The following is a 22,433-nucleotide window of genomic DNA, read 5'->3' on the forward strand; positions in this document are numbered from 1 at the left end:
CATCTCCTTCGCGATGAGCAATGTGTCTATTAAAATGTGTCCACCATGTCTCCGAACACCTGTCCACCATGTCTCCGGTACATACAGGGAGAGGGCTAGGGTGAGGGGCTCTTAGGGTTCAATCCCCAATTCATGTTTCACCAACTCCAACAACTTGCCCGTATCAATCGGCTTGAGCAGAAAATCCACCACGCTCAAATGCATCGCCGCGATCGCGTCTTTCACATCGGCATCGCCCGAGACAATGATGATCGGCATCGCCGCCCTTACCGACTCACGCACCTGGCGGATCAGCTCAAGGCCACCGACATGGCCCATGCGCAGATCGGTAATCACCAGCCCGATCGAAGGTTTTTCTTCGAGCATCTTCAGCGCCGTCTCGCCACTGGCTGCGGTCATGCAACGAATGCCATCCAACGCGAGAATCTCCGACAACAGCTCTCGGGCGTCCTTGTCGTCATCGACGATCAGTACACGCTGCGGCGGCAAATCGGGTTCGAGCATTACAGCGCTGAGCGCTTCACGCTCGGCGTCGCTCAAAATATCGTGGTCGGACATGGCGTTCTCTACGTTTTCAAATCAATCACCTGGCACAGTCGTCAGACATCGCTAAGCAGAGCTTCAATGTGCACTTCGTCGGATTTTTTTCCAAGAGGCTGGCGGGCGAATTTCCGACTGTTTTTGTAGGGCACTTCCCAAATGTGCCGAACGGCATGGCAAACCTAGACTTACGTCCAATGGGCACCCCGCCCGCAGGGGTCGACCATGGCCAGAACGATCCGACAACAACAATTCGAAAAAGACTGCGGTAATGGTTATGAGTAAAGCGGACGCCTTCACCCAGGCAGGGAAAACCGCGGTATTGCAGAACATTCAGGGCACCCTGCAATTCCTCCAGCGCTTCCCGCCCTTCAATCAGATGGAACACGCCCACCTGGCTTATCTGGTGGAGCAATGTCAGCTGCGTTTCTACGGCCAGGGCGAAAGCATCATCAAACCCGCCGACGGCCCGGTTGAACACTTCTATATCGTCAAGCAAGGTCGGGTGGTCGGCGAACGTCAGCACATCACCAAGCCCGGCACCGAGACCACGTTTGAAATCACCACCGGCGAATGTTTTCCGCTGGCCGCATTGCTCGGCGAACGCGCGACGCGCACCGAGCACCTTGCGGGCGAAGACACTTTCTGCCTGCAACTGAACAAACTGGCGTTCATCAAACTGTTCGCCCTCTCCAACGCCTTTCGCGATTTCGCCTTGCGCGGGGTAAGCAGTCTGCTCGATCAAGTCAATCAGCAAGTGCAGCAGAAAGCCGTGGAAACCCTCGGCACGCAGTACTCGCTGAACACCCGACTGGGCGAACTGGCGATGCGTCACCCGGTCACCTGCAGCCCCGACACGCCATTGCGTGAAGCGGTGAAGCTGATGCACGAGCAGCAGGTCGGCAGCATCGTTGCGGTGGATGCACACAAGGCGCCGCTGGGCATTTTCACCCTGCGTGATCTGCGTCATGTCGTGGCTGCGGGCGTCGGTGATTTCAGCGAGGCCATCGAGCGCCACATGACGCCTTCGCCCTTTTATCTTTCGCCGGATCACAGTGCGTTCGATGCGGCGATTGCCATGACCGAACGGCACATCGCGCATGTCTGTCTGGTCAAGGATCAGCGTTTGTGTGGCGTGGTCTCAGAACGTGATCTGTTTTCGCTACAACGGGTCGACCTGGTGCATCTAGCCCGGACGATTCGCAGCGCCCAACGCGTCGAACAGCTGGTCGGTCTGCGCGGTGAGATCGGCCAACTGGTCGAGCGCATGCTTGCTCATGGCGCGTCGTCGACGCAGATCACCCACATCATCACCTTGCTCAACGATCACACTGTGTGCCGGGTGATCGAGCTGACCCTCGCGGAAAAAGGCGATCCCGGCGTGCCGTTCAGTTGGCTGTGCTTCGGCAGCGAAGGCCGCCGCGAGCAAACGCTGCACACCGATCAGGACAACGGCATTCTGTTTGACGCCCGCGATGCTGCGCATGCAGCGGAGATTCGCGGCAAGCTGCTGCCAATTGCCCAGCAGATCAACCAGAGCCTGGCGCTGTGCGGCTTCACCCTGTGCAAGGGCAACATCATGGCCGGCAACCCCGAGCTGTGTCTGTCGCGGGCAGAATGGGCACGGCGCTTTGCAGCTTTTATTCGTGAGGCGACGCCGGAGAATCTGCTCGGGTCGAGCATTTATTTCGACCTGCGCGTGGTCTGGGGTGATGAACAAGGCTGTGAACAACTGCGCCGGGGCATTCTCGATCAGGTCGGCGACAACCGTTTGTTCCAGCGCATGATGGCCGAGAACGCCCTGCGCAATCGTCCACCGGTGGGGCGTTTCCGTGAGTTTGTGCTGGCACGCAAGAATGGCGAGAAAGCCACGCTGGACCTGAAGGTGCAGGGGCTGACGCCGTTCGTGGATGGCGCACGATTGCTCGCGCTGGCTAACGGTATCGACGCCAACAATACCCTCGAGCGCTTCCGTCAGTTGGTCGAGAAAGAAGTCATCGAGCGACTGGATGGCGCGGCGTATGAAGAGGCCTATCACTTCATACAGCAGACGCGCATGCAGCAGCATCAATTGCAGACGCGGGAGAACCTGCCCTATTCCAACCGCGTCGACCCGGACAGCCTCAATCACCTCGACCGGCGCATCCTGCGGGAATCCCTGCGCCAGGCCCAGCGCCTGCAAAGCAGCCTGACCTTGCGGTATCAGCTATGAGCCTGTTCTCGTGGCTGCGCCCGGCGAGTGCGGTGGTGCCGGTGGATTTTCAGCAGCGTCTGGCGCAGCTGCCGACGATTACCGAGCTGAGCGAATGCACACTGCGCGAACAACGTTGGGTAGTGCTGGATCTGGAAACCACCGGGCTGAATCTGAACAAGGACCGTGTGTTGTCGATTGGCGCGGTGGTGATCGAGGACGGCGCGATCGATTTCAGTCAGCAGTTCGAACGCACGCTGCAATGTCGCGAGCTGAAGCTCAGCCCAAGCGTGTTGATTCACGGATTGGGGCCGAGTGCGATTGCGGCGGGCAGTGAACCGGCCGAGGCGCTGCTGGAGTTCATGGAGTTTGTCGGTGACAGCCCGGTACTGGCGTTTCATGCGCCGTTTGATCAGCACATGCTCGGGCGTGCGCTGAAGGAGCATCTGGGGCACAAGTTGCAGCAGGTCTTTCTTGATGTCGCCGACATTGCACCGCTAGTGTGCCCGCAAGCGAATATTCGTGAGGCCGGGCTGGATGAGTGGATCGACTGGTTCAAGCTTGAGGTGTTCGAGCGGCATAACGCCAGTGCCGATGCGCTGGCCACTGCGGAACTGGCGCTGATCCTGTTCAGCCGGGCGCGGGGGCAGCAGATTCATAGTCCGTTGAATTTGCAGCAGCGGCTGAGTCAGTGGAAGCGGCGGCAGCAGGCGCCTTCGTTCTGAAGTTGAGTCGAGTCCAAGATCCATCCCCCTCACCCCAGCCCTCTCCCTGTATGTACCGGAGACATGGTGGACAGGTGTTCGGAGACATGGTGGACACATTTTAATAGACACATTGCTCATCGCGAAGGAGATGGCCTGTGTCTTGGGAAGAGGTGTCCACCGTGCAGCTTCGTTCAGAATTCGTGCTGTTGGCTCGGCAAGAAGGGGCCAATGTTCGGCAGCTTTGCCGTCGATTCAATATCAGCCCAAGCACTGCCTACAAATGGCTCAACAGGTTTGAGACCTCAGGTGCAGAGGGATTGATCGATCAGTCTCGACAACCAAAGACATCACCCAAACGTTGCGCTGACGATGTTGAGCAGCAGATTCTGACCGTGAGTCAGGAGTACGCCGCTTGGGGCGCTCGCAAGCTCAAGCGTGTGCTGGAAGACGACGGCAAAGTGATGCCTTCGGTCAGTACCGTGCATGCGGTTTTACAGCGTCATTCGCGCGTTGATCCAAAGGCCGCTGAGATCAAACCGTTTATCCGGTTCGAGCATGAAGCGCCCAACGATCTTTGGCAGATGGACTTCAAGGGACATATCAGCCTGGCTCAGGGGCGTTGCCATCCGTTGACGATATTGGACGATCATTCACGGTTTTCGCTGTGCATCGCGGCATGCATTAATGAGCAGCGCCAAACCGTTCAGGAGCATCTAATCAGGACCTTTCGGCGTTTCGGCCTGCCTTTACGCATGACGATGGACAACGGTTCGCCATGGGGTGATCAGACAGGTGTTTATACCGCACTGGAGGTCTGGCTGATGAGCCAGGGCATCAAGGTCGGCCACTCCCGACCTTATCACCCGCAAACCCAGGGAAAGCTGGAGCGCTTCCACCGCAGCCTGAAAAGGGAAGTCCTGCAAGGCCAGCTCTTCATCGATCTGGACGATGCGCAACGGGCGTTTGATATCTGGCGTGAGATTTACAACCAGAAGCGCCCGCATCAAGCACTGGGCATGCAGGTTCCTGCTACTCGCTACAGCAGTAGCCCGCGGGAATATCAGGAGCAACCGGCGGCGCCTGAGTACGATGATGGGGATGTGGTCAGGAAGGTTCAGGTGAAGGGCGAGATCTACTGGGGCAATCGTGAATACACAGTTGGAAAGGCATTTTACGGGAGGTCAGTGGCTATCAGGGAAACGACGGAGGACGGCATCCACGATGTCTACTGGAGTAGACATCGTATCGCCCGAATCGACTTGAACTTGCAGATCGTGACGGCAGGTAAGAAGATCTAAAACCGTCCACCATGTCTCCGAACATGTGTCCACCATGTCTCCGGTACATACACTCCCAAAGGGAGAGGGAGCCTACCGAGGTGTCTCGGGCTCTTCATCGACCTGAGAAATCGGGTCGATTATGGATTCCCTGAAGTTCGCTCAGGTCGGTGTACCTCCAGAATATCCCGCGATCGATCCCCTCTCCCTCTGGGAGAGGGCTAGGGTGAGGGTCTGCCTTTAAACGCTTACCTGACCAGTGGCCAATTGCTAACCATTCCCACCTCTGCCACAATCGCGAACAATTCGCGTTAGTTAATATTTCCCAATCGGTGATGTCCGGTGTCGTCAGTCCCAAGCCCTAACAGTGAGCTCGTCGGTGCGATGTATCGTGACCATCGCGGTTGGCTGCTGGCGTGGCTGCGGCGCAATGTGGCCTGCCCGCAGCGCGCCGAAGACCTGAGCCAGGACACCTTCGTCCGCCTGCTCGGTCGCGACGACATGCTGACACCCCGTGAGCCCCGCGCCTTTCTGGTGGCGATCGCCAAAGGCTTGCTGTTCGACTACTTCCGCCGTGCGGCGCTGGAACAGGCCTACCTCACCGAACTGATGCTGATCCCCGAAGGCGAACAACCGTCGGTGGAAGAACAGCAAATGATTCTCGAAGACCTCAAAGCCATCGACCGCTTGCTCGGCAAACTGTCGACCAAGGCCCGCGCCGCGTTCCTTTATAACCGCCTCGACGGCCTCAGCCATGCCGAGATCGCCGACAAGCTCGGCGTCTCGGTGCCGCGCGTTCGGCAGTATCTGGCGCAAGGCATTCGCCAGTGCTACATCGCCCTGTACGGGGAACCGACATGAGTCCGGCCAGTTCCAGACCGGTGCCGGCGCATGTGCTGGACGCGGCGATTGCCTGGCAACTGACCCTCGACTCAAGCAGCCCGCTGGAGCGTGAGGAATTCGCCAAATGGCATGCGGCCCATGAAGAACACGCCCGCGCGTGGCGGCAACTGGGCATGCTCGATCAGCGCTTCAGCGTGGCCAAAGGTCCGGCCCGCAGTGCCTTGCTGCAGTCACGCGAAGGCATTCGCCGCCGGGTGCGCAGACTGGGCGGTGGGCTGGCCAGCGTTGTGGTGCTGGTCGGTGTGGGGCTTTTCGCCAGCGAACGCTTTCTGCCGCTGGATTACTGGCTCGCCGATCAACGCACCGCGACCGGTGAGCAGCGCACCGTGCGTCTGGCGGACGGCACTGTGTTGAATCTGAACACCCACAGTGCGGTGGATGTGCGGTTCGATGAGAAGCGCCGGTTGATCGTGTTGCAGGAAGGCGAAATTCTTGTCGAAACCGGGCATGGCGATGCGCGCCCTTTTATCGTCGAAACCCGCGAAGGCAGCATGCGCGCGCTGGGTACGCGGTTCCTGGTCAAGCGTGAAGAAGAAGGCACGCGCCTGAGTGTGTTGCAGTCGGCGGTCGCGGCGCACCCGCAATCCAACCCTGCAGAGCAAATCCTCCATGAAGGCCAGCAAGTGCTGCTGCGCAGTGATGGATTGGGTTCGATCGTCGCGCTCAACCCCGGCGCCGATGCCTGGACGCGCGGCATGCTGGTGGTCGATAACGCGCGGTTGGGCGATCTGGTGCACGAACTCGGGCGTTATCGTCGCGGGCATCTGGGCGTGGCACCGGACGTGGCTGACCTGCGGATTACCGGTAGCTTCCCGCTGCATGACACCGATAAAGCCCTGAGCGCCCTGCTGCCGACCCTGCCGGTGCAGATCGAGCGGCATACGCCATATTGGGTCACTGTCGCAAAGGCCGATATAAAGCCTGAGTAATGCGGTGTCTGAGCGGCCGCCATCGCTGGCAAGCCAGCTCCCACAGGGATCTGCGGTGAGCAGCAATTTTGTGAACAGCACTGAAACCTGTGGGAGCTGGCTTGCCAGCGATGAGGCCCCTACAGCCTCTACTTTCAGTTAATCGAAATTATTTTCATCCAGCCCTATCACTTTTCGAATTTCATCCGGCACACAGGCAATTGAGAAATATTTCCATTCAGGAGCCGCCGTATGTCCCGTTCGCTAGACACCTTGTTGCGCCCCGGTCTGCTGGCCGTCGCCATCGCGCTCAGCGCGCCGCTGATCAGCAGTCCGTTGCTCGCCGCTGAACAAGCGTCCAGCGTGCGCGCCTACAACCTGCCGGCGGCGCCTCTGTCGACCACCCTGAACCAGATCGCCAGCCAAGGCAGCATTGCGCTGTCGCTGAGTCCGTCGCTGGCGGCAGGCAAAACCTCGGCACCGGTCAACGGCCAGTACGACGCGGCCGGTGCCTTGCGCGCGGCCCTGCGTGGCACCGGTCTGCAACTGGAACAAAGCAGCACCGGCACCTACACCCTTGTGGCGGTGCCTGAAGGGACGTTGGCCCTGCCGGAAACTTCCGTCATCGGTGTGGAAAACTTCGAAAGCGCCTGGGGACCGGTCGACGGCTACACCGCCACCCGCACCGCCGCTGGCAGCAAGACCGACACCGCACTGGTCGAAGCGCCGCGTTCGATCTCCGTCGCGACTCGCCAGCAAATGGACGACCGCAGCGTGCACAGCCTCGATGACGCCGTGCGCTACATGCCGGGTATCACCGCCAGCAGCTACGGCAGCGACACCCGTGCCGACTGGTTGCGTGTGCGCGGTTTCGAACCGACCCAGTTCCTCGACGGCCTGCCGCTGCCAAAAGGCGTGTACGCCAACCCGAAACAGGAAACCTGGAACCTCGACCGCCTCGCCCTGCTGCGTGGCCCGGCGTCGTCGGTGTACGGTCAGACCCCACCGGGCGGTTTGCTGGACATGGTCAGCCGTCGCCCAAGCGCCGAAGCCAGCAACGAAATCCAGCTGCAGTACGGCAGCGACAATCACCGTCAGATCAACTTCGCCAGCACCGGCAAGATCGATGACGCCGGCCAGTTCCTCTATGGTCTCAGCGGTGTGGTGCGCGACAGCGGCACGCAAGTCGATCACGTCGACAACAAGCGCTACAACATCGCGCCGAGCCTGACCTGGAACATCGACGACGACACCAAGCTCACCCTGCTGAGCCAGTTCACCCGCGACGATACCGGCATCACCAGTCAGTTCCTGCCGATTCAGGGCACCAAGATCAAGTCACCGTTCGGTGATATTTCCCACCACAAGAATCTGGGTGATCCGGACTGGGAATATTACGATCGCACCTACTACGCGCTGGGCTACGCCTTCGAACATCGTCTGAACGATGTCTGGCAGTTCAAGCAGAACCTGCGCTACACCAAGTCGGACCTGTCGTTCCAGTCGCTGACGCCGGGTTCCTACCCGTTCACCGAAGTGGATGATCAAGGCAACGTCGGGCGCACCAGCACCAGCGTCGAAGAAGACATCAGCCAGTTCGCCGTGGACAACAACTTCCAGGCTGACTTCGCCACCGGCGACATCCGCCACACCCTACTGCTGGGCCTGGATCATCAGCGCAGCAACACCAACTACACCTCGATCTTCGGCGACGGTTTGACCACCAACGTGATCACCCCGATCTACGGCCAGCCAATCGTACGTCCAGCGCGCTCCACGGCGTTTTACGATTACGACCAGAAAACCTACCAGACCGGCCTGTACATTCAGGACCAGATGGCCCTCGACCAGTGGCGCCTGACCCTCGGCGGCCGTGAAGACTGGGTGCACACCAGCACAAAGTTCATCAACAAGGGCGATGCCACCAACACCCAGCGTGACAAGGCCTTCAGCGGCAACGCAGCGCTCAGTTATGTCTTCGACAACGGTTTCGTGCCGTACCTGTCGTACGCCGAATCCTTCCAGCCGACCACGGGTGCCGACGCTACCTCGACGGGTTCGCTCAAACCGACCGAAGGCAAGCAGTGGGAACTGGGCATCAAGTACCAGCCACCGGGCAGTAAAACCCTGCTGACCGCCGCCGTGTACGACCTCACCCAAAAGAACGTCTCGGTCAACACCTTCGTCAACAACGTCTCGATCACCAGTCAGACCGGCGAAGTGAAAGTCAAAGGCCTCGAGCTGGAAGCGGTTTCCGACGTCACCGACAACCTGAAAGTCATCGCTGCCTACACCCTGGCCAAATCGGAAGTGCAGAATGGCGTCGACAAGGGCAATCGCCTGCAACTGATGCCGAACCAGCAAGCGTCGCTGTGGACCGATTACACCTGGCACGCCGGCGTGCTCGACGGCTTTGGCATTGGCGGTGGCGTGCGTTACACCGGCAACACCTACGGCGACAAGGCCAATACCTGGCTGGGCAAAGCGGACGCCTACACCGTGTTCGACGCAAGTGTGCATTACGACCTCGGCCGTCTGGACAACAGCCTCAAAGGCGCGTCGCTGGCGGTCAACGCAACCAACCTGTTCGACAAGGAATACATTTCCACCTGCGACAGCTTCTACTGCTACTACAGCGACACACGCAGTGTCGTCGCCAGCGCCACTTACAAGTGGTAAGCGCTTGAGCTGAAACAGGCCCTGTGACCAGGCCGTCCTTCGTGGACGGCTTTGGTGTTTTTGAAGGTCATGAAATGAAAAGTAAAACAATTCGTCGCTGGTCGTTCATCCACACCTGGACCAGCCTGGTCTGTACCGTGTTTTTGCTGATGCTGGCCTTGACCGGTCTGCCGCTGATTTTCCATCACGAGATCGAACATCTGCTCGGCGATGCACCCGAAGTACGCGAGATGCCGGCCGACACGCCACGGCTGAACCTGGCGCAACTGGTCGAGGCCGCAGAAAAACATCGTCCCGACGAAGTCGTGCAGTACTTCGGTTTCGATGACGATGAGCCGAACGCCGTGCTGACGATCATGGCGAAAACCGCTGGCACCGAACCGAATTCCTCGCACACGTTCATGCTCGATGCGCGAACCGGGGAAGCGCTGGAAACGCCTTCGGCCAATGGCGGCTTGATGCTGTTCATCCTGCGACTGCATGTCGACATGTTCGCCGGGCTGCCGGGCAAATTACTGCTGGCGTTCATGGGGCTGCTGTTTGTTGTGGCCATCGTATCCGGGACGGTGCTGTACCTGCCGTTCATGCGCCGTTTGAAGTTCGGCACGGTGCGTCAGGACAAGTCGACACGGCTGCGCTGGCTCGACCTGCATAACCTGATCGGTGTTGTCACCCTGACCTGGGCGCTGGTTGTCGGCGTGACCGGTGTGATCAGCGCCTGCGCCGACCTGCTGATCGCTGCCTGGCGCAATGACGCACTGACTGCGCTGATCGAACCGTACCGCGGTGCGCCACCGCTGACCCATCTGGCGCCGGCCACGCGTTTGCTCGATATCGCTGCTGAAGTTGCGCCGGAGATGAAACCGGATTTCATTGCCTTCCCCGGCACACGCTTTTCCAGCGAACACCATTACTCGGTGTTCATGAAGGGCGGTACGCACCTGACCTCGCATCTGCTGACGCCGGTGCTGATCGATGCGACCACGCTGCAGGTCACCGCCGTGGCCGAACGGCCGTGGTACATGGACGCCATGGGCATGTCGCAGCCGCTGCACTTTGGTGACTATGGCGGCATGCCGATGAAAATCCTCTGGGCCACTCTGGATGTGCTGACGATCATTGTGCTCGGCAGTGGCGTGTATTTGTGGGTGGTGCGGCGCAGAGCGGCCAGGCCTGTGCTGGAAACGGCGGAGGCCTCTGCATGAAGCCGCGTCAGTCGAGTTTCTGGAAAGTCTTCAGCACGCCGATCGTGATTGCGTTGCTCAGTGCGGCGGGGTTGTTTGCGGCGTTGCTGGGGGATGGGATTTGGGATGCATTGAGCTGGGTCGGACTGGGTGTTCCGGCCTTTCTGGCGATCAGGGGATTGTTGCTGCGCAGGTAGTTTTTGTGCTGTCGGTGATGGCCTCATCGCTGGCAAGCCAGCTCCCACAAGGATCTCTGCTGGGCCTGAAATGTGTGTTCACTGCAAAAACCTGTGGGAGCTGGCTTGCCAGCGATGGCGGCCGGATGGGCGCCATAAATTCCCTCGCCAGCCATCGCGGTTCTGACTAGGCTAACCACCTGCTCTTCGACGATCACCGAGGTTTGCCAATGTCCGCCCCCAGCATGACCCTGTACCACAACACGCTCTCCCCGTTTGTGCGCAAAGTGATGGTGTTGCTGCACGAAACCGGCCAGCAGGATCGCGTCGCGCTGCAAGACTGCGTGCTCAGCCCGGTCAGCCCGAGCGCCGAGCTCAATCTCGACAACCCGCTGGGCAAGATCCCTGCCCTGCGCCTGGCCGACGGCAATGTCATCCATGACAGCCGTGTGATCCTCGAATACCTCGACCAACAACACGTCGGCAACCCGCTGATCCCGCGCGAAGGCGCGGCTCGCTGGCGCCGCCTGACCCTGGCCTCGATGGCCGACGGGATCATGGATGCGTCGGTGATGGTGCGTTATGAAATGGTCCTGCGCGCGCCGGAAAAGCATTGGGATGAATGGCTCGAGGCTCAGCGCGACAAGATCCGCCGCGCCCTCGCAGTGTTGGAAAAAGATGCCATTGCCGAGCTGACCAGCCACTTTGATGTGGCAGCGATCAGCGTCGCCTGTGCGCTGGGTTATCTCGATTTGCGCTTCCCGGATCTGGGCTGGCGGGATGCCAACCCGCAATTGGCCAACTGGTTTTTTGAAGTGAGTCAGCGACCTTCCATGATCGCGACCATGCCCAAGCCTTAGTTTTCCAGGGCCTGTTCCGGCCTCATCGCTGGCAAGCCAGCTCCCGCAGGATTTGTGGTAGATCGGGGATTTGTGTCATCACCGAACTCATTGTGGGAGCTGGCTTGCCAGCGATGGCACCACCTCGGTTCCACAGGCAAAAAACCGATCATCCGCGTCACCAATCCCTCCCTCCAGCACTGATCCTCACGCAATCCCAGCGACCGGCTCATTGCATCGCCCCGACATCAAACTCCAACGGCTTCGCCGGTTTCTGACCGATCCCGTACCAATCCAGTTTGCGCGTCAGCACCATGAACACACCGAGCAAACCAAACAGCAACAACGAGCCCATCAACAACGCGTAATCCTCAGCGCTCAGCAAGCCATAAAGCAGGCCATACAACGCCGCCAGCCCCGCCGAAAAACTCAAGCCGTGACGCACACTGCGCAGCACATGGCAGACATAAAATCCGATCAACACCACACAGGCACCGGCCGACAGCAAATATGCCAGGGCAAAACCAATGTGCTCCGACAGCGACAGCAACAACAGATAAAAGAATGCCAGCGCCACACCAACCAGCGCGTATTGCACCGGGTGCACGGCCAGACTCTTGAGTACTTCGAAGAGGAAGAAACCGGCGAACGTCAGGACAATGAACAGCAGCGCATACTTGATCGCCCGGTCACTCTTCAGATATTGATCCACCGGATCGATAAAGCTCACACCGAAGCTACGACCGTTGAACGCCTCGCAATCATTGCTGCTCACGCAACGGCTCATGGCGTCTTGCAGGTTGGTGGAGAAAAACGTGGTCTGCCAATCGGCGCTGAAACCTTGATCATTGATTTCACGTTTGCCCGGCAGGAAGTTGCCGACAAAGCTTGGATGCGGCCAGTTGGCAATGAGGCTGACGCTACTGCTCTTGCCCACCGGCAGCACCTGCAATGAACCAGTGCCTTGCAGACGCAGGTCGAAGCCGAAGCTCAGTTCCGTGGTTTTACTGGTGTCGAGCAACGGCAGCGTGACCCGCACACCTTCACCGAGCCAACCGACTTGCGTACCCGGAACGAAATCGAGGCGCTGGCCATCGAGCTCCAGTTTCAGCGCATTTTCGATACCGCGAATATCGCTGATACCGACCGCGAGAAACGGTGCATCGAACTGGTAGTCGCTGAAGTCTTCCTTGATGCCCAATTGCGCCGGCAATGAGAAATGGCCGTTGATGCGGTTATCGGCGTGGAACAGCCGCGCCTCATAAATGCCCCGCGCACGCAGTTCGGTTTGCACCTGGCCGTCCAGTTCAAATCGTTCCGGCAGGAAGTACAAACGCCCGCGTTCTTCGCCCGGTTCGTCGTAACGCTGGTTGGTTTTATCGTTGGTTTTCCAGTTGTGAATCACTTTGCGATACGGCACCACCATCACCGGGCCGCTCAGTTGCTGGCTGTAGCTGGAGCTGCGGGCAATGTCTTCGAGCACGCCATCGCGCAGCTGTTGGCGCTCGTCGATGACGCCGTCGATCATCAGCAGCGGGATCAATAACAGCAGGATCAGCAGGGCGATGGCGCCGAGCTTTATAGTCAGATTCTTGTTCATGGGACTCTCCCTGTTTGGATGGGGAGAGTCTGCTGAGTGGGTGTGGGGGTTTTGTGGGGGGAATGTGGAGATTGTGTGGAAAAATCAAAAGATCGCAGCCTTCGGCAGCGCCTACAGGTGTACGCACCCTATGTAGGAGCTGCCGAAGGCTGCGATCTTTTGACGGAATCAAGGCAAGCGCAATGTCACCTCAACACCACTTTCGACATTACGAATCTGCATCGTCCCACCATGTAACTTGACCACTTCTTCAACGAAGTTAAGCCCCAACCCCGTGCTTTTTCGTCCACTGTCCGGGCGCGGCAATGAGTAGAAGCGTTCAGTCAAACGCGGCAAAGCGTAGTCAGGAATCGGCGCCGTTTCATTGAACAATCGAAATTCGATCTGCTCGCCAACCCGCTCGGCACTGAAGCGCAGCAGCCCCTCAACCGGGGTGAAATCCAGCGCATTCTCCAGCAGATTACCCAACGCCTGACGCAGCAGAAACGGCTCGCCAATCAACAGCAGATCCGCCGCAATGGTCTGTTCGATGCGCAACTGTTTGCCTTCAATTCGCGCCGCCTGCCCCTGCAACAACTGATCAACCAGCGCCGCCAACGGCACGGCGACCCGCTCTTCAAGGCCCTGACGTTGTTCCACCTGCGCCAGATTCAGCAACCGTTCGATCAACTGCTGCATCCGCGCACTTTCACTGTCGATGTTGCCGACAAAGCGCAATCGCTGAACCGGCGGCATGTCCCCTTGCAGCAACTCCGCCGCGCCACGAATCGCCGCCAGCGGACTTTTCAGTTCATGGGTCAGCGTGTGCACATAACGCTCGACGTAGGCCTTGCCTTCCAGTTGCGTGCGCATCTGTTCCACGGCGGTAGCCAATTGTTCCAGTTCACCGCCACGGTAATGCGGCACTTCCACCCGCCGGCCCTCACTCACCGCTTGGGCATAACCGGTCAGACGATGCAGCGCGCGGCTCAGCCACCACGACAGCAATGCGCCAAAGAGCAGACCGAGACCGATCAATCCGGCGCCGTAAAACAGCAGGCGCCGCTCGGTGCGATCGACGTAGGGCTGCAATGAGCTGTTCGGCTTGGCCACGGTGACCACACCGATGATCTGGCCGTTGTCGCGGATCGGCGCGCCGACGTGCATCACCGACGAGCTGGCGTCATCCGGATCACTGCGGCTCGAACGTGCGCCGTACTCACCGCGCAGGGTCAGGTAGACGTCGTTCCAGCGCGAGTAATCCTGACCGACCGCGACACCACTGGAATCGAGCACGACGATGCCTTTCGCGTCGGTGACGTAGATACGGTGGTTGACCTGATTTTTCGGCAAGCCCCAGATGGTCGCTTGCGGCTGACGCTCGCCATACGCGCGCAGCAATTCAGGCCAGCGATTCTCACTGAGGGTGCCGGCCTTGAAATCATCACGGAGGATTTCCGCCATCAGGTTGGCGGTATCGACCAGGGTTTCTTCGGTGGACTGGCGCACGCCGGGGCGGATTTCTTCCATCACCGTGTTGAGCACGAAATACCCGGTCAGGCCGACAAACAGCACATACACCAAAAAGATCCGCAGCCCCAGTGACATCAGCTGTGCCCCGGGCTGTAGCTGTAACCGAGGCCGCGATGGGTCTGGATCGGCTCGGCGTCGGCACGCACCAGACGCAGTTTGGCGCGCACGCTTTTGATGTGGCTGTCGATGCTGCGCTCGTAACCGGCGTCGGCCGCCACGCCCAGCGCATCGAGTAATTGCTCGCGGCTGAAGACCCGCTCGGGTTGTTCGAGCAGGCATTGCAGCAGGCGGAATTCGTGGCGGGTCAGGCTTAACGTCTGGCCGCGATAAATGATTTGAATCCGTTCCGGATCAATACGGAACAGCGCTGAACTGGTCTCAATCGCTGGACGCGGCGCCATGCGTTTCAGGATTGCCTTCACTCGCGCCGCGACTTCTCGCGGGCTGAACGGCTTGACCACGTAGTCGTCGGCGCCGATTTCCAGCCCGACCACACGATCAATCTCGGCATCGCGGGCGCTGAGGAACAGCACCGGCACCTCGCTGAAGCGCCGCAGTTGCTTGCAGGTCTCGAAACCGCTGATGTCCGGCAGGCCAATGTCGAGGATGATCAGATCGGCCGGCGTCTGCCGCTGATGTTCAAGCGCCGCCGCGCCGAGGCTCAGCCACGTGGTGGTGAAGCCCTCGCCCTGCAGAGCAAAAATCAGCGTGTCGGCAATCGCCGCTTCGTCTTCGACAATCAGGATATGAGGCATGGCGTCCGAGCCCGTGGGTTAGGTGCGCGAACGGTGCCCCAAGCCTGACGTTACGTCAATGAGACCACTTGGTTCAGCAGTCCGGTTTGTCGGCGGTGAAGCGCCGCGCCGGGTTCACTGCCGCGCCGAATTCACGCAAGGCCTTGGCACCGATCAGCAGCGGGTAGTTGAAGTTGCTGCGGTCGGTCAGGTTGACCTCGACGGTACGCTTGACGTTACCCAGACACAGTTCCAGATCGACCACCGGGCGCTTGGCGACTTCGGTGCTTTCGCCCTCGTCCTCTTCATCCGAACGGCTCTTGATCTTGCTGATCCGCGCGACCTTGTGTTCATAGACCTTGTTGCTGGCGTCTTTGGTGGCGAGGCGGAACCGCACCCATTCATCGCCATCGCGGGTGAAGGTCTCGATGTCCTTGGCCGACAGCGAGGCGGTCAGGGCGCCGGTGTCCATCTTGGCCTTGAGCACTTCACCGCCGATTTCCGGCAGCGCGATGTATTCATAGCGCCCGTACAGGGTCGGCTCGGCGGCCATGACCGGCAGGGCGACGAGGGCAAACAGTGCAAGGAGGGATTTCACGTAAGGGGCTTCCTTGAGAGGTTGGGCAACGGGATTTTAGACCGTTGCGCGCTTGATCGTTCCCACGCTCTGCGTGGGCATGCATCCAGTGACGCTCTGCGTCACAGGGACGCGGAGCGTCCCGGGCGGCGTTACCACGCAGAGCGTGGGAACGATCAGGTTAACGCGACTAAAGTGAAACATTCGTCACCGCCGATTTGGCCTGTCGCGCGAAGCTGCTTATCATGGCGTGCCCATCCGTTTGCAAAGAGTTGCTTATGCGCCGCCTGCTCACCGGCTGTTTCGTCACCCTGCTGCTGTTGCTCAACACCCTGATCCTGATCGGGCCGTTGCTGGTATTTGCTCTGCTCAAACTGATCGCACCAGGCCGCTGGCGCGATTACGCGTCGGGGGCGGTGATGTGGATCGCCGAGACCTGGGCCGAGATCGACAAGCTGATTTTCCGCCTGTGCATCCCCACCCAATGGGACATTCGCGGTGGCGAAGACTTGCGCAGTGACACTTCGTATCTGGTGGTCAGTAACCACCAGTCGTGGGTCGACATTCCGGCGCTGATCCAGACCCTCAACCGCCGCACGCCGTTCTTCAAATTCTTCCTCAAGAAAGAACTGATCTGGGTGCCGTTTCTCGGACTGGCATGGTGGGCTCTGGATTACCCGTTCATGAAACGCTACACCAAGGCGTTTCTGGCGAAGCATCCGGAGCTGGCCGGCAAGGATCTGGAAATCACCAAACAGGCCTGCGAGCTGTTCAAGCGTCAGCCAGTGACCGTGGTGAATTACCTGGAAGGCACGCGCTACACCGCCGCGAAAAGCGCGCAGCAGCAATCACCGTTCAAGTATTTGCTCAAGCCCAAGGCCGGTGGCGTAGCGTTTGTGCTGGCGGCGATGGGTGAACAGCTGGATGCGATTCTCGATGTCACGGTGGTTTATCCACAGGCGAACATCCCGGGTTTCTGGGATTTGATCAGCGGCAAAGTGCCGCGCGTGATCATCGACATCAAGACCCGCGAACTCGACCCGGCACTGTGGCAGGGCGATTACGAGAATGATCCGGCGTTCCGCCAGACGGTCCAGAACTGGGTCAACCAGCTCTGGAACGAGAAGGATCAGCGCATCGCCGAACTGCGCCGCGAACGCGGCTGAATCAGCTACCGGTGCCGGCACCCCAGATGCTGCCCAGGCTGCTCAGCAGCGAACCGCCGACGCCCTGCTGACCGAGGTATTGCAACAGCACAGGGGCAAACTGGCCGATCATGCCGCTGTCCATGCCCAATGCGCTGAAGGCATTGTTCAGGTCATTGGTGTCCTTGACGTTGCCCAGCGCATTCTCCAGCCCGGCGGACTTGCCGGACGAGCCGAGCAAAGCGCCCAACGCCGCCAGATTGCCGCTGCCACCCGACAGTTTGTCGATGCCTGGCACTTCTTTGGCCAACTGCGAATAATCGGTACTGCTCAATTGATTCTTGGCCAGACCGAGCATCGCACTGGTGCCGCCAACGGCTTGCTCCGGCGTGACATCCAGCGCACTGAGAGCACTGAGCAAACCGGCGGTTTCCGAGGTCGGCGCCGCAGCGGCCGCCTTGTCACCGCCCTGCATCCCCGAAACCGCACCAGCGACGTCGTTCAGACTGAAACCGGCAAACACCGGCCCGGCGGCCAGGGTCAGGAGCGATGCCAAGGCAATACCGCGTGAAATCTTCATTCAGACATCCTCTTGCGCTGTGAAAACCACCCGTTGCACGAGCAGTGAAACTGCCGGTTTGACCGGGTATCCGCCGGCATGTTCCGGCGCGGCGCATCCATTTTCGTCCGGCCTGCGTATATAAAACGTGAAATCCCGGACACCTTCGCGATGAATGGCACAACCGCTGTCGCTGAACTAGCCTGTGAACAGTCCGAGCCCAGCCCTCGTCGCTCGACCTTTGCCTGGAGAGTGGTCATTTCCATCGCCGACACCGATCAGTTGCGCCAGCTGTTGGCCCAGTGTGCACTGGGCGATCGTCGCGCCTTCGAAACGCTGTACCGCAGCGTCGGCCCGCGTCTGCATGGCGTCGCCCTGCGGTTTATGGGCCGCACCGATCTGGCGGAGGAAGTGCTGCAGGAAAGCTTCGTGCGCATCTGGAACAACGCCTCGCGCTACGAAGCGCACCTGTCGGCGCCGCTGACTTGGATGATCAACATCACCCGTAATCAGGCCATCGATCAGTTGCGTAAACATCGCGAAAGGCCACTGACCGATCTGGAACAGGACACACTGCCGGACGAAAGCCCCTCGGTTCACGAGCAACTGAACAGCGCCCGTGAGGCCAACGCGCTGAACAGATGCCTCGAAACCCTCGAAAGCATGCAGCGCCAGTCAATCACCGTGGCCTACTTTCAAGGATTGTCGTGCACGGAACTCGCCGAACATCTCGCCACGCCACTGGGGACAGTCAAATCTTGGATTCGCCGTGGCCTCGAACGTCTGCGCCGGTGCCTTGAATCATGAACTACCAGACCCCTGCCCTGCGCCGCGCCCTCGCCGCCGATTACGCGATTGGCCTGATGTCTGCACCTGCGCGGCGGCGCTTTGAACAGTTGCTGCTGGATGACGCGGCATTAAGGGCTGAACTGGCGCAATGGCAGGAAAGCCTCGTCTCTCTCACCGAAGCGCTGCCGGAACATCCGGTGCCCGACCGCGTGTGGCACGGCATTACCGCGCGGATCGAACCGCAAGTGCTGCATGTGCCCGAGAAGCGGCCGTTCTGGAACTGGCTACGGGTTACCGCTGCGCTGTGTTCGCTCGTGGTGCTGGTGTTCCTCGGCTCGCTGTACAACCGCGACGACGCCCGCTACCGCGCCACGCTGCTGACCGCCGATGCGCAACCGGCGCTGAAGGTCGAAGCGCATGCGGATTATCTGCAAGTTGAGCCGCTGACGCTGGCGGCGGTTGATTCGGATCGTAGCCTGGAGCTGTGGGCGATTCCGGCGGATGGCAAACCGATTTCCCTCGGCGTTATTCCGGCGGGCGGCAAAGCCAAGGTTGAGTTGAACGAGGCGCAGAAGGTGTTGATCGGCAAACCGATTGCGCTGGCAGTGAGCCTGGAACCGAAAGGTGGTTCGCCGACCGGGCAGCCGACGGGGCCGGTGCTGTATCAAGGGACGTTGGCGGCCTTGTAAAGCCCCTCACCCTAGCCCTCTCCCAGAGGGAGAGGGGACTGACCGTGGTGTTCTCTCGAGTTTCATCGACCTGAATTACCGAGCCGATTATGGATTCACAGCGGTATTTTCAGGTCGGCGTAAATTGTGAGCATCCCTCGGTCGGCCCCCTCTCCCTCCGGGAGAGGGCTGGGGTGAGGGGTAGCTTTTGACCTTGGCTCTAAACAAAAAAACGGCGCCCCTGAAGTCGCCGTTTTGTATCGAACTTAAGCCTTACGCCGCACTAAACAACTTATGCGGATCAATCACAAACTTCTTCGGCACGCCTGCATCGAACTCGCCATACCCTTCCGGCGCCTGATCGAGGCTGATCACCTGCACGCCCACCACTTCGGCGATGTTGATGCGATCCCACATGATCGCCTGCATTAGCTGACGGTTGTATTTCATCACCGGCGTCTGGCCGGTGTGGAAGCTGTGCGACTTGGCCCAGCCCAGACCGAAGCGAATGCTCAGGCTGCCCATTTTCGCGGCGGCATCGACAGCGCCCGGATCTTCGGTGACGTACAGGCCGGGAATACCGATCTTGCCGGCCACGCGCACCACACCCATCAGTGAGTTGAGTACGGTGGCCGGAGCCTCGGCTTTCACGCCGTCGTGGCCGTGGCCGCGTGCTTCGAAGCCGACGCAGTCCACTGCGCAATCCACTTCCGGCTCGCCCAGCAGTGCGGCGATCTGTTCGTGCAGCGGCGTGTCCTTGGACAGGTCGACGATTTCAAAACCCTGCGCCTTGGCGTGGGCCAGGCGGATGGTGTTGACGTCGCCGACGATCACCACCGCCGCACCGAGCAGACGCGCGGAAGCGGCTGCGGCCAGACCGACCGGGCCGGCGCCGGCAATGTAAACGGTGCTGCCCGGGCCAACGCCGGCAGTGACGGCGCCGTGGTAACCGGTAGGGAGGATGTCGGAGAGGCAGGTCAGGTCGCGGATTTTCTCCATGGCCTTGTCGCGGTCCGGCAGTTTCAACAGGTTGAAGTCGGCGTATGGCACCAGCACGTACTCGGCTTGGCCACCGGTCCAGTCGCCCATGTCGACGTAACCGTAAGCACCGCCGGCACGGGCCGGGTTGACGGTCAGGCACACGCCGGTGTGTTGCTCTTTGCAGGAACGGCAGCGCCCGCAAGCCACGTTGAACGGTACGGAGACCAAGTCACCGATTTTCAGGTTTTCGACGTCGGAGCCTTTTTCGATCACCTCGCCGGTGATCTCGTGCCCCAGCACCAGACCGGTTTGCGCCGTGGTACGGCCGCGCACCATGTGCTGGTCGGAGCCGCAGATGTTGGTGGAAACCACTTTGAGAATGACCCCGTGCTCGATCTTGCGACCGCGCGGGTCCTGCATTTTCGGATAGTCGATTTTCTGTACTTCGACCTTGCCAGCGCCGAGATACACCACACCACGATTGCCAGACATGCTTTCACCTCGCTGTTGTTTTTATGGAACCGCGTTGCCCAGGCAGGCAGCGCGTTGAGTGCTCGGGTACAGATGCTGTTTATGTGTTGCCTGTCAGGGCCTCATCGCTGGCAAGCCAGCTCCCACAAGGTTCGGATTGGATTCAAATCCTGTGTACGACACAAATCCCTGTGGGAGCTGGCTTGCCAGCGATGGCGGCCTAAAGAACGACCGTACGATTGGCGTTGAGAAACACCCTCCGCTCAATGTGATACCCAACCGCCCGCGCCAGCGTCAGGCCTTCAATATCGCGCCCCTTGGCAATCAGATCCTCAGGGTAATGACTGTGATCCACCGCCTCGACACCCTGGGCAATGATCGGCCCTTCATCGAGGTCGTTATTGATGTAATGCGCCGTCGCGCCAACCAGTTTCACGCCCTTGTTGTAGGCCTGGTGATACGGCTTGGCGCCCTTGAAGCCCGGCAGCAGCGAGTGGTGAATGTTGATCGCCTTGCCATCGAGCTTGCGGCACAGCTCCGGCGACAGCACCTGCATATAGCGGGCGAGGATCACCAGTTCGGCGCCGGACTCTTCGATCACCTGCCACACCTGACGCTCCTGCGACGGTTTGTCGTTGGGGTCGAGGGGGAAATGGTAGTAGGGAATCTGGTGCCAGTCGGCCAGCGGTTTGAGGTCCGGGTGATTGGAGACCACCGCCGCGACGTCCATCGACAACTGGCCGATGCGCTGGCGGTAGAGCAAGTCGTTGAGGCAGTGATCGGCCTTGGAGACCATGATCACCACTTTCGGCCGGTAGTTCGGCGCGGTCAGTTCGAAGACCATGCCAAAGGCCTGACCACGTTCGGCTAAACCGGCGCGGAAGGATTGTTCGTCGAAGCCGTCGGGCTGACGGAATTCCACGCGAATGAAGAAACGCCCGGAGAGGCGGTCATCAAACGAATGGTGCTCGGTGACGTAGCAACCCTGCTCGAACAGAAAACGCGTCACCGCGTCCACGGTGCCGAGGACGCTGGGGCAGTCGGCGGTCAGAATCCATGTGTCTGGGGCGCGGCTCATGGTGCGGTGACTCCTGTTCTTTGTGCGGGGTGTCAGGTTTTTCCCTCACCCTAGCCCTCTCCCAGAGGGAGAGGGGACTGACCGAGGTGTTCGTTCGAGCTACGCCGACCTGAAATATCGCGTCGAACTCAGGCTCGAAAAACACACAAATCTGCTCCCTTCCCCCTCTCCCCCCTGGGGGAGAGGGCTGGGGTGAGGGGGTGGCTTTTGATCTTTCAGGCCTGAACGCTCAACCCGTACTCAGCCGAAGCATCCTGCAACCACAACCACCAGTAATCCGAAAAGCTGCGACGAATCAGCAGTTCCCAAGTGTCTTCAGCGGTGTGGCGAATCATCAGCTGCGACTTGGCGAACACCGTGCCCACCGCTTTACCGACCGGGAAGTTATTCGGATGCACGTCATAGCTGGTCGATTTCATCAGCACCTGACGCACGTTCGGGCCGCTCAGTTCGAGCACCTGCTGGCCACCGCTGACGTTGACGATCGCGATGTGCAGATCGCCCAGGGCTTCACGCAGTTTCTGTTCGGCGGCGAATTCTTCACCGCTCGGCACGATCAGTAGCCACTCATCCGGGCCCATCCATTGCAGGCTGGTTTCGCCTTTGACGATCACGCTCAGAGCGCCGGGCAGTTCGATACCCAGGGCCTTGTGCACACCGGCGGCGAACGCGGCATCGTGGCCATCGCCACGAATGGTCAGGTGGCCGAGGAGTTTCTTTTCCCGCACGATCACGCCGGCGTTCTTGCGGCCCTTGCCGACCAGGCTGGCGAGGTCGGCATGGTGCAGCGACGACTCGGCCTTGGCGCCGGTGGTCGGGCGTTGTTGGTAAACATTGGCTGTGGTCATAAAGCACCTTCCTGAATTCTTGATCGTTCCCACGCTCTGCGTGGGAATGCCGCCATGGACGCTCTGC

At 60.0% G+C, this 22,433-nt stretch carries 21 protein-coding genes; 12 read left to right on the plus strand and 9 right to left on the minus strand.

All coding sequences use genetic code 11. The annotated features are described in order from the left end of the window. Nucleotides 1–111: 111 nt before the first annotated feature. Entirely contained in the window at nt 112–558 is a 447-nt protein-coding gene (locus tag J0G10_RS28280) for a response regulator (RefSeq protein ID WP_095050287.1), read from the minus strand. A gap of 259 nt (nt 559–817) precedes the next feature. Between J0G10_RS28280 and J0G10_RS28285 the strand changes: the two genes are divergently transcribed. The 9 genes from J0G10_RS28285 (at nt 818) to J0G10_RS28325 (ending at nt 11,425) form a co-directional block, all read left to right on the plus strand. Continuing rightward, the gene (locus tag J0G10_RS28285) at nt 818–2,752 is read left to right on the plus strand and encodes a putative nucleotidyltransferase substrate binding domain-containing protein (protein WP_305883329.1); all 1,935 of its coding nucleotides are present in this window, start codon (nt 818–820) and stop codon (nt 2,750–2,752) included. Then, nucleotides 2,749–3,456 carry a 3'-5' exonuclease gene (locus J0G10_RS28290; RefSeq protein WP_220557085.1) on the plus strand — a complete coding sequence of 236 codons (708 nt, stop codon included), beginning with the start codon at nt 2,749–2,751 and terminating at the stop codon, nt 3,454–3,456. Before J0G10_RS28285 ends, J0G10_RS28290 begins: the two co-directional genes overlap by 4 nt. 137 nt (nt 3,457–3,593) lie before the next feature. Next, nucleotides 3,594–4,736: an IS481 family transposase gene (locus J0G10_RS28295; RefSeq protein WP_220556126.1), complete on the plus strand. Its 1,143-nt coding sequence runs from the start codon at nt 3,594–3,596 to the stop codon at nt 4,734–4,736. A gap of 363 nt (nt 4,737–5,099) precedes the next feature. Next, nucleotides 5,100–5,576 carry an RNA polymerase sigma factor gene (locus tag J0G10_RS28300; protein ID WP_189661312.1) on the plus strand — a complete coding sequence of 159 codons (477 nt, stop codon included), beginning with the start codon at nt 5,100–5,102 and terminating at the stop codon, nt 5,574–5,576. After that, the gene (locus J0G10_RS28305; protein WP_220557086.1) at nt 5,573–6,547 is read left to right on the plus strand and encodes a FecR domain-containing protein; all 975 of its coding nucleotides are present in this window, start codon (nt 5,573–5,575) and stop codon (nt 6,545–6,547) included. Before J0G10_RS28300 ends, J0G10_RS28305 begins: the two co-directional genes overlap by 4 nt. Before the next feature lie 231 nt (nt 6,548–6,778). Next, nucleotides 6,779–9,205 carry a TonB-dependent siderophore receptor gene (locus J0G10_RS28310; RefSeq protein ID WP_220557087.1) on the plus strand — a complete coding sequence of 809 codons (2,427 nt, stop codon included), beginning with the start codon at nt 6,779–6,781 and terminating at the stop codon, nt 9,203–9,205. A 74-nt stretch (nt 9,206–9,279) separates the two neighbouring features. Continuing rightward, nucleotides 9,280–10,410: a PepSY-associated TM helix domain-containing protein gene (locus J0G10_RS28315; RefSeq protein WP_220557088.1), complete on the plus strand. Its 1,131-nt coding sequence runs from the start codon at nt 9,280–9,282 to the stop codon at nt 10,408–10,410. Next, nucleotides 10,407–10,586 (plus strand): hypothetical protein, encoded by a 180-nt coding sequence (locus J0G10_RS28320; RefSeq protein WP_095050282.1) that lies wholly within the window; start codon nt 10,407–10,409, stop codon nt 10,584–10,586. Before J0G10_RS28315 ends, J0G10_RS28320 begins: the two co-directional genes overlap by 4 nt. 209 nt (nt 10,587–10,795) lie before the next feature. Further along, nucleotides 10,796–11,425 (plus strand): glutathione S-transferase, encoded by a 630-nt coding sequence (locus tag J0G10_RS28325; protein WP_095126234.1) that lies wholly within the window; start codon nt 10,796–10,798, stop codon nt 11,423–11,425. A 208-nt stretch (nt 11,426–11,633) separates the two neighbouring features. Here J0G10_RS28325 and creD read toward each other — a convergent pair whose 3' ends face one another. The 4 genes from creD to rloA2 form a co-directional block, all read right to left on the minus strand. Then, nucleotides 11,634–13,004 carry a cell envelope integrity protein CreD gene (gene creD / locus J0G10_RS28330; protein ID WP_220557089.1) on the minus strand — a complete coding sequence of 457 codons (1,371 nt, stop codon included), beginning with the start codon at nt 13,002–13,004 and terminating at the stop codon, nt 11,634–11,636. A 168-nt stretch (nt 13,005–13,172) separates the two neighbouring features. Continuing rightward, nucleotides 13,173–14,591, minus strand: coding sequence for a two-component system sensor histidine kinase CreC (gene creC, locus J0G10_RS28335; RefSeq protein WP_220557090.1), 1,419 nt, complete (start codon nt 14,589–14,591; stop codon nt 13,173–13,175). After that, complete coding sequence (gene creB / locus J0G10_RS28340) at nt 14,591–15,271, minus strand: two-component system response regulator CreB (RefSeq protein ID WP_038363216.1); 681 nt, start codon at nt 15,269–15,271, stop codon at nt 14,591–14,593. Before creB ends, creC begins: the two co-directional genes overlap by 1 nt. Before the next feature lie 73 nt (nt 15,272–15,344). After that, nucleotides 15,345–15,848: a retropepsin-like aspartic peptidase RloA2 gene (gene rloA2, locus J0G10_RS28345; protein ID WP_095050277.1), complete on the minus strand. Its 504-nt coding sequence runs from the start codon at nt 15,846–15,848 to the stop codon at nt 15,345–15,347. A gap of 257 nt (nt 15,849–16,105) precedes the next feature. On the opposite strand from rloA2, the gene J0G10_RS28350 reads away from it, so the two are divergent. Then, nucleotides 16,106–16,993, plus strand: a complete 888-nt coding sequence (locus tag J0G10_RS28350) for an acyltransferase (RefSeq protein ID WP_220557091.1) — start codon at nt 16,106–16,108, stop codon at nt 16,991–16,993. Between the two features lies 1 nt (nt 16,994). On the opposite strand, the gene J0G10_RS28355 is transcribed toward J0G10_RS28350, so the two are convergent. Next, nucleotides 16,995–17,552: a DUF2780 domain-containing protein gene (locus J0G10_RS28355; RefSeq protein WP_095050275.1), complete on the minus strand. Its 558-nt coding sequence runs from the start codon at nt 17,550–17,552 to the stop codon at nt 16,995–16,997. A gap of 150 nt (nt 17,553–17,702) precedes the next feature. Here J0G10_RS28355 and J0G10_RS28360 point away from each other — a divergent pair, with 150 nt between their 5' ends. After that, on the plus strand, nt 17,703–18,338 hold the full coding sequence (locus tag J0G10_RS28360) for an RNA polymerase sigma factor (RefSeq protein WP_095050274.1): 636 nt from the start codon (nt 17,703–17,705) through the stop codon (nt 18,336–18,338). Continuing rightward, a complete protein-coding gene (locus J0G10_RS28365; protein WP_220557092.1) occupies nt 18,335–19,009 on the plus strand; it encodes an anti-sigma factor in 675 nt (224 codons plus the stop codon). The genes J0G10_RS28360 and J0G10_RS28365 overlap by 4 nt, the downstream gene beginning before the upstream one ends. A gap of 252 nt (nt 19,010–19,261) precedes the next feature. On the opposite strand, the gene fdhA is transcribed toward J0G10_RS28365, so the two are convergent. The 3 genes from fdhA to J0G10_RS28380 form a co-directional block, all read right to left on the minus strand. Continuing rightward, complete coding sequence (fdhA, locus tag J0G10_RS28370) at nt 19,262–20,461, minus strand: formaldehyde dehydrogenase, glutathione-independent (protein ID WP_093429915.1); 1,200 nt, start codon at nt 20,459–20,461, stop codon at nt 19,262–19,264. A 199-nt stretch (nt 20,462–20,660) separates the two neighbouring features. After that, a complete protein-coding gene (gene purU, locus J0G10_RS28375) occupies nt 20,661–21,518 on the minus strand; it encodes a formyltetrahydrofolate deformylase (RefSeq protein WP_064589552.1) in 858 nt (285 codons plus the stop codon). A gap of 215 nt (nt 21,519–21,733) precedes the next feature. Further along, entirely contained in the window at nt 21,734–22,366 is a 633-nt protein-coding gene (locus tag J0G10_RS28380; RefSeq protein ID WP_008086919.1) for a sarcosine oxidase subunit gamma, read from the minus strand. Nucleotides 22,367–22,433: the final 67 nt, after the last annotated feature.

This window comes from Pseudomonas germanica (assembly GCF_019614655.1).
GTDB lineage: Bacteria > Pseudomonadota > Gammaproteobacteria > Pseudomonadales > Pseudomonadaceae > Aquipseudomonas > Aquipseudomonas neuropathica.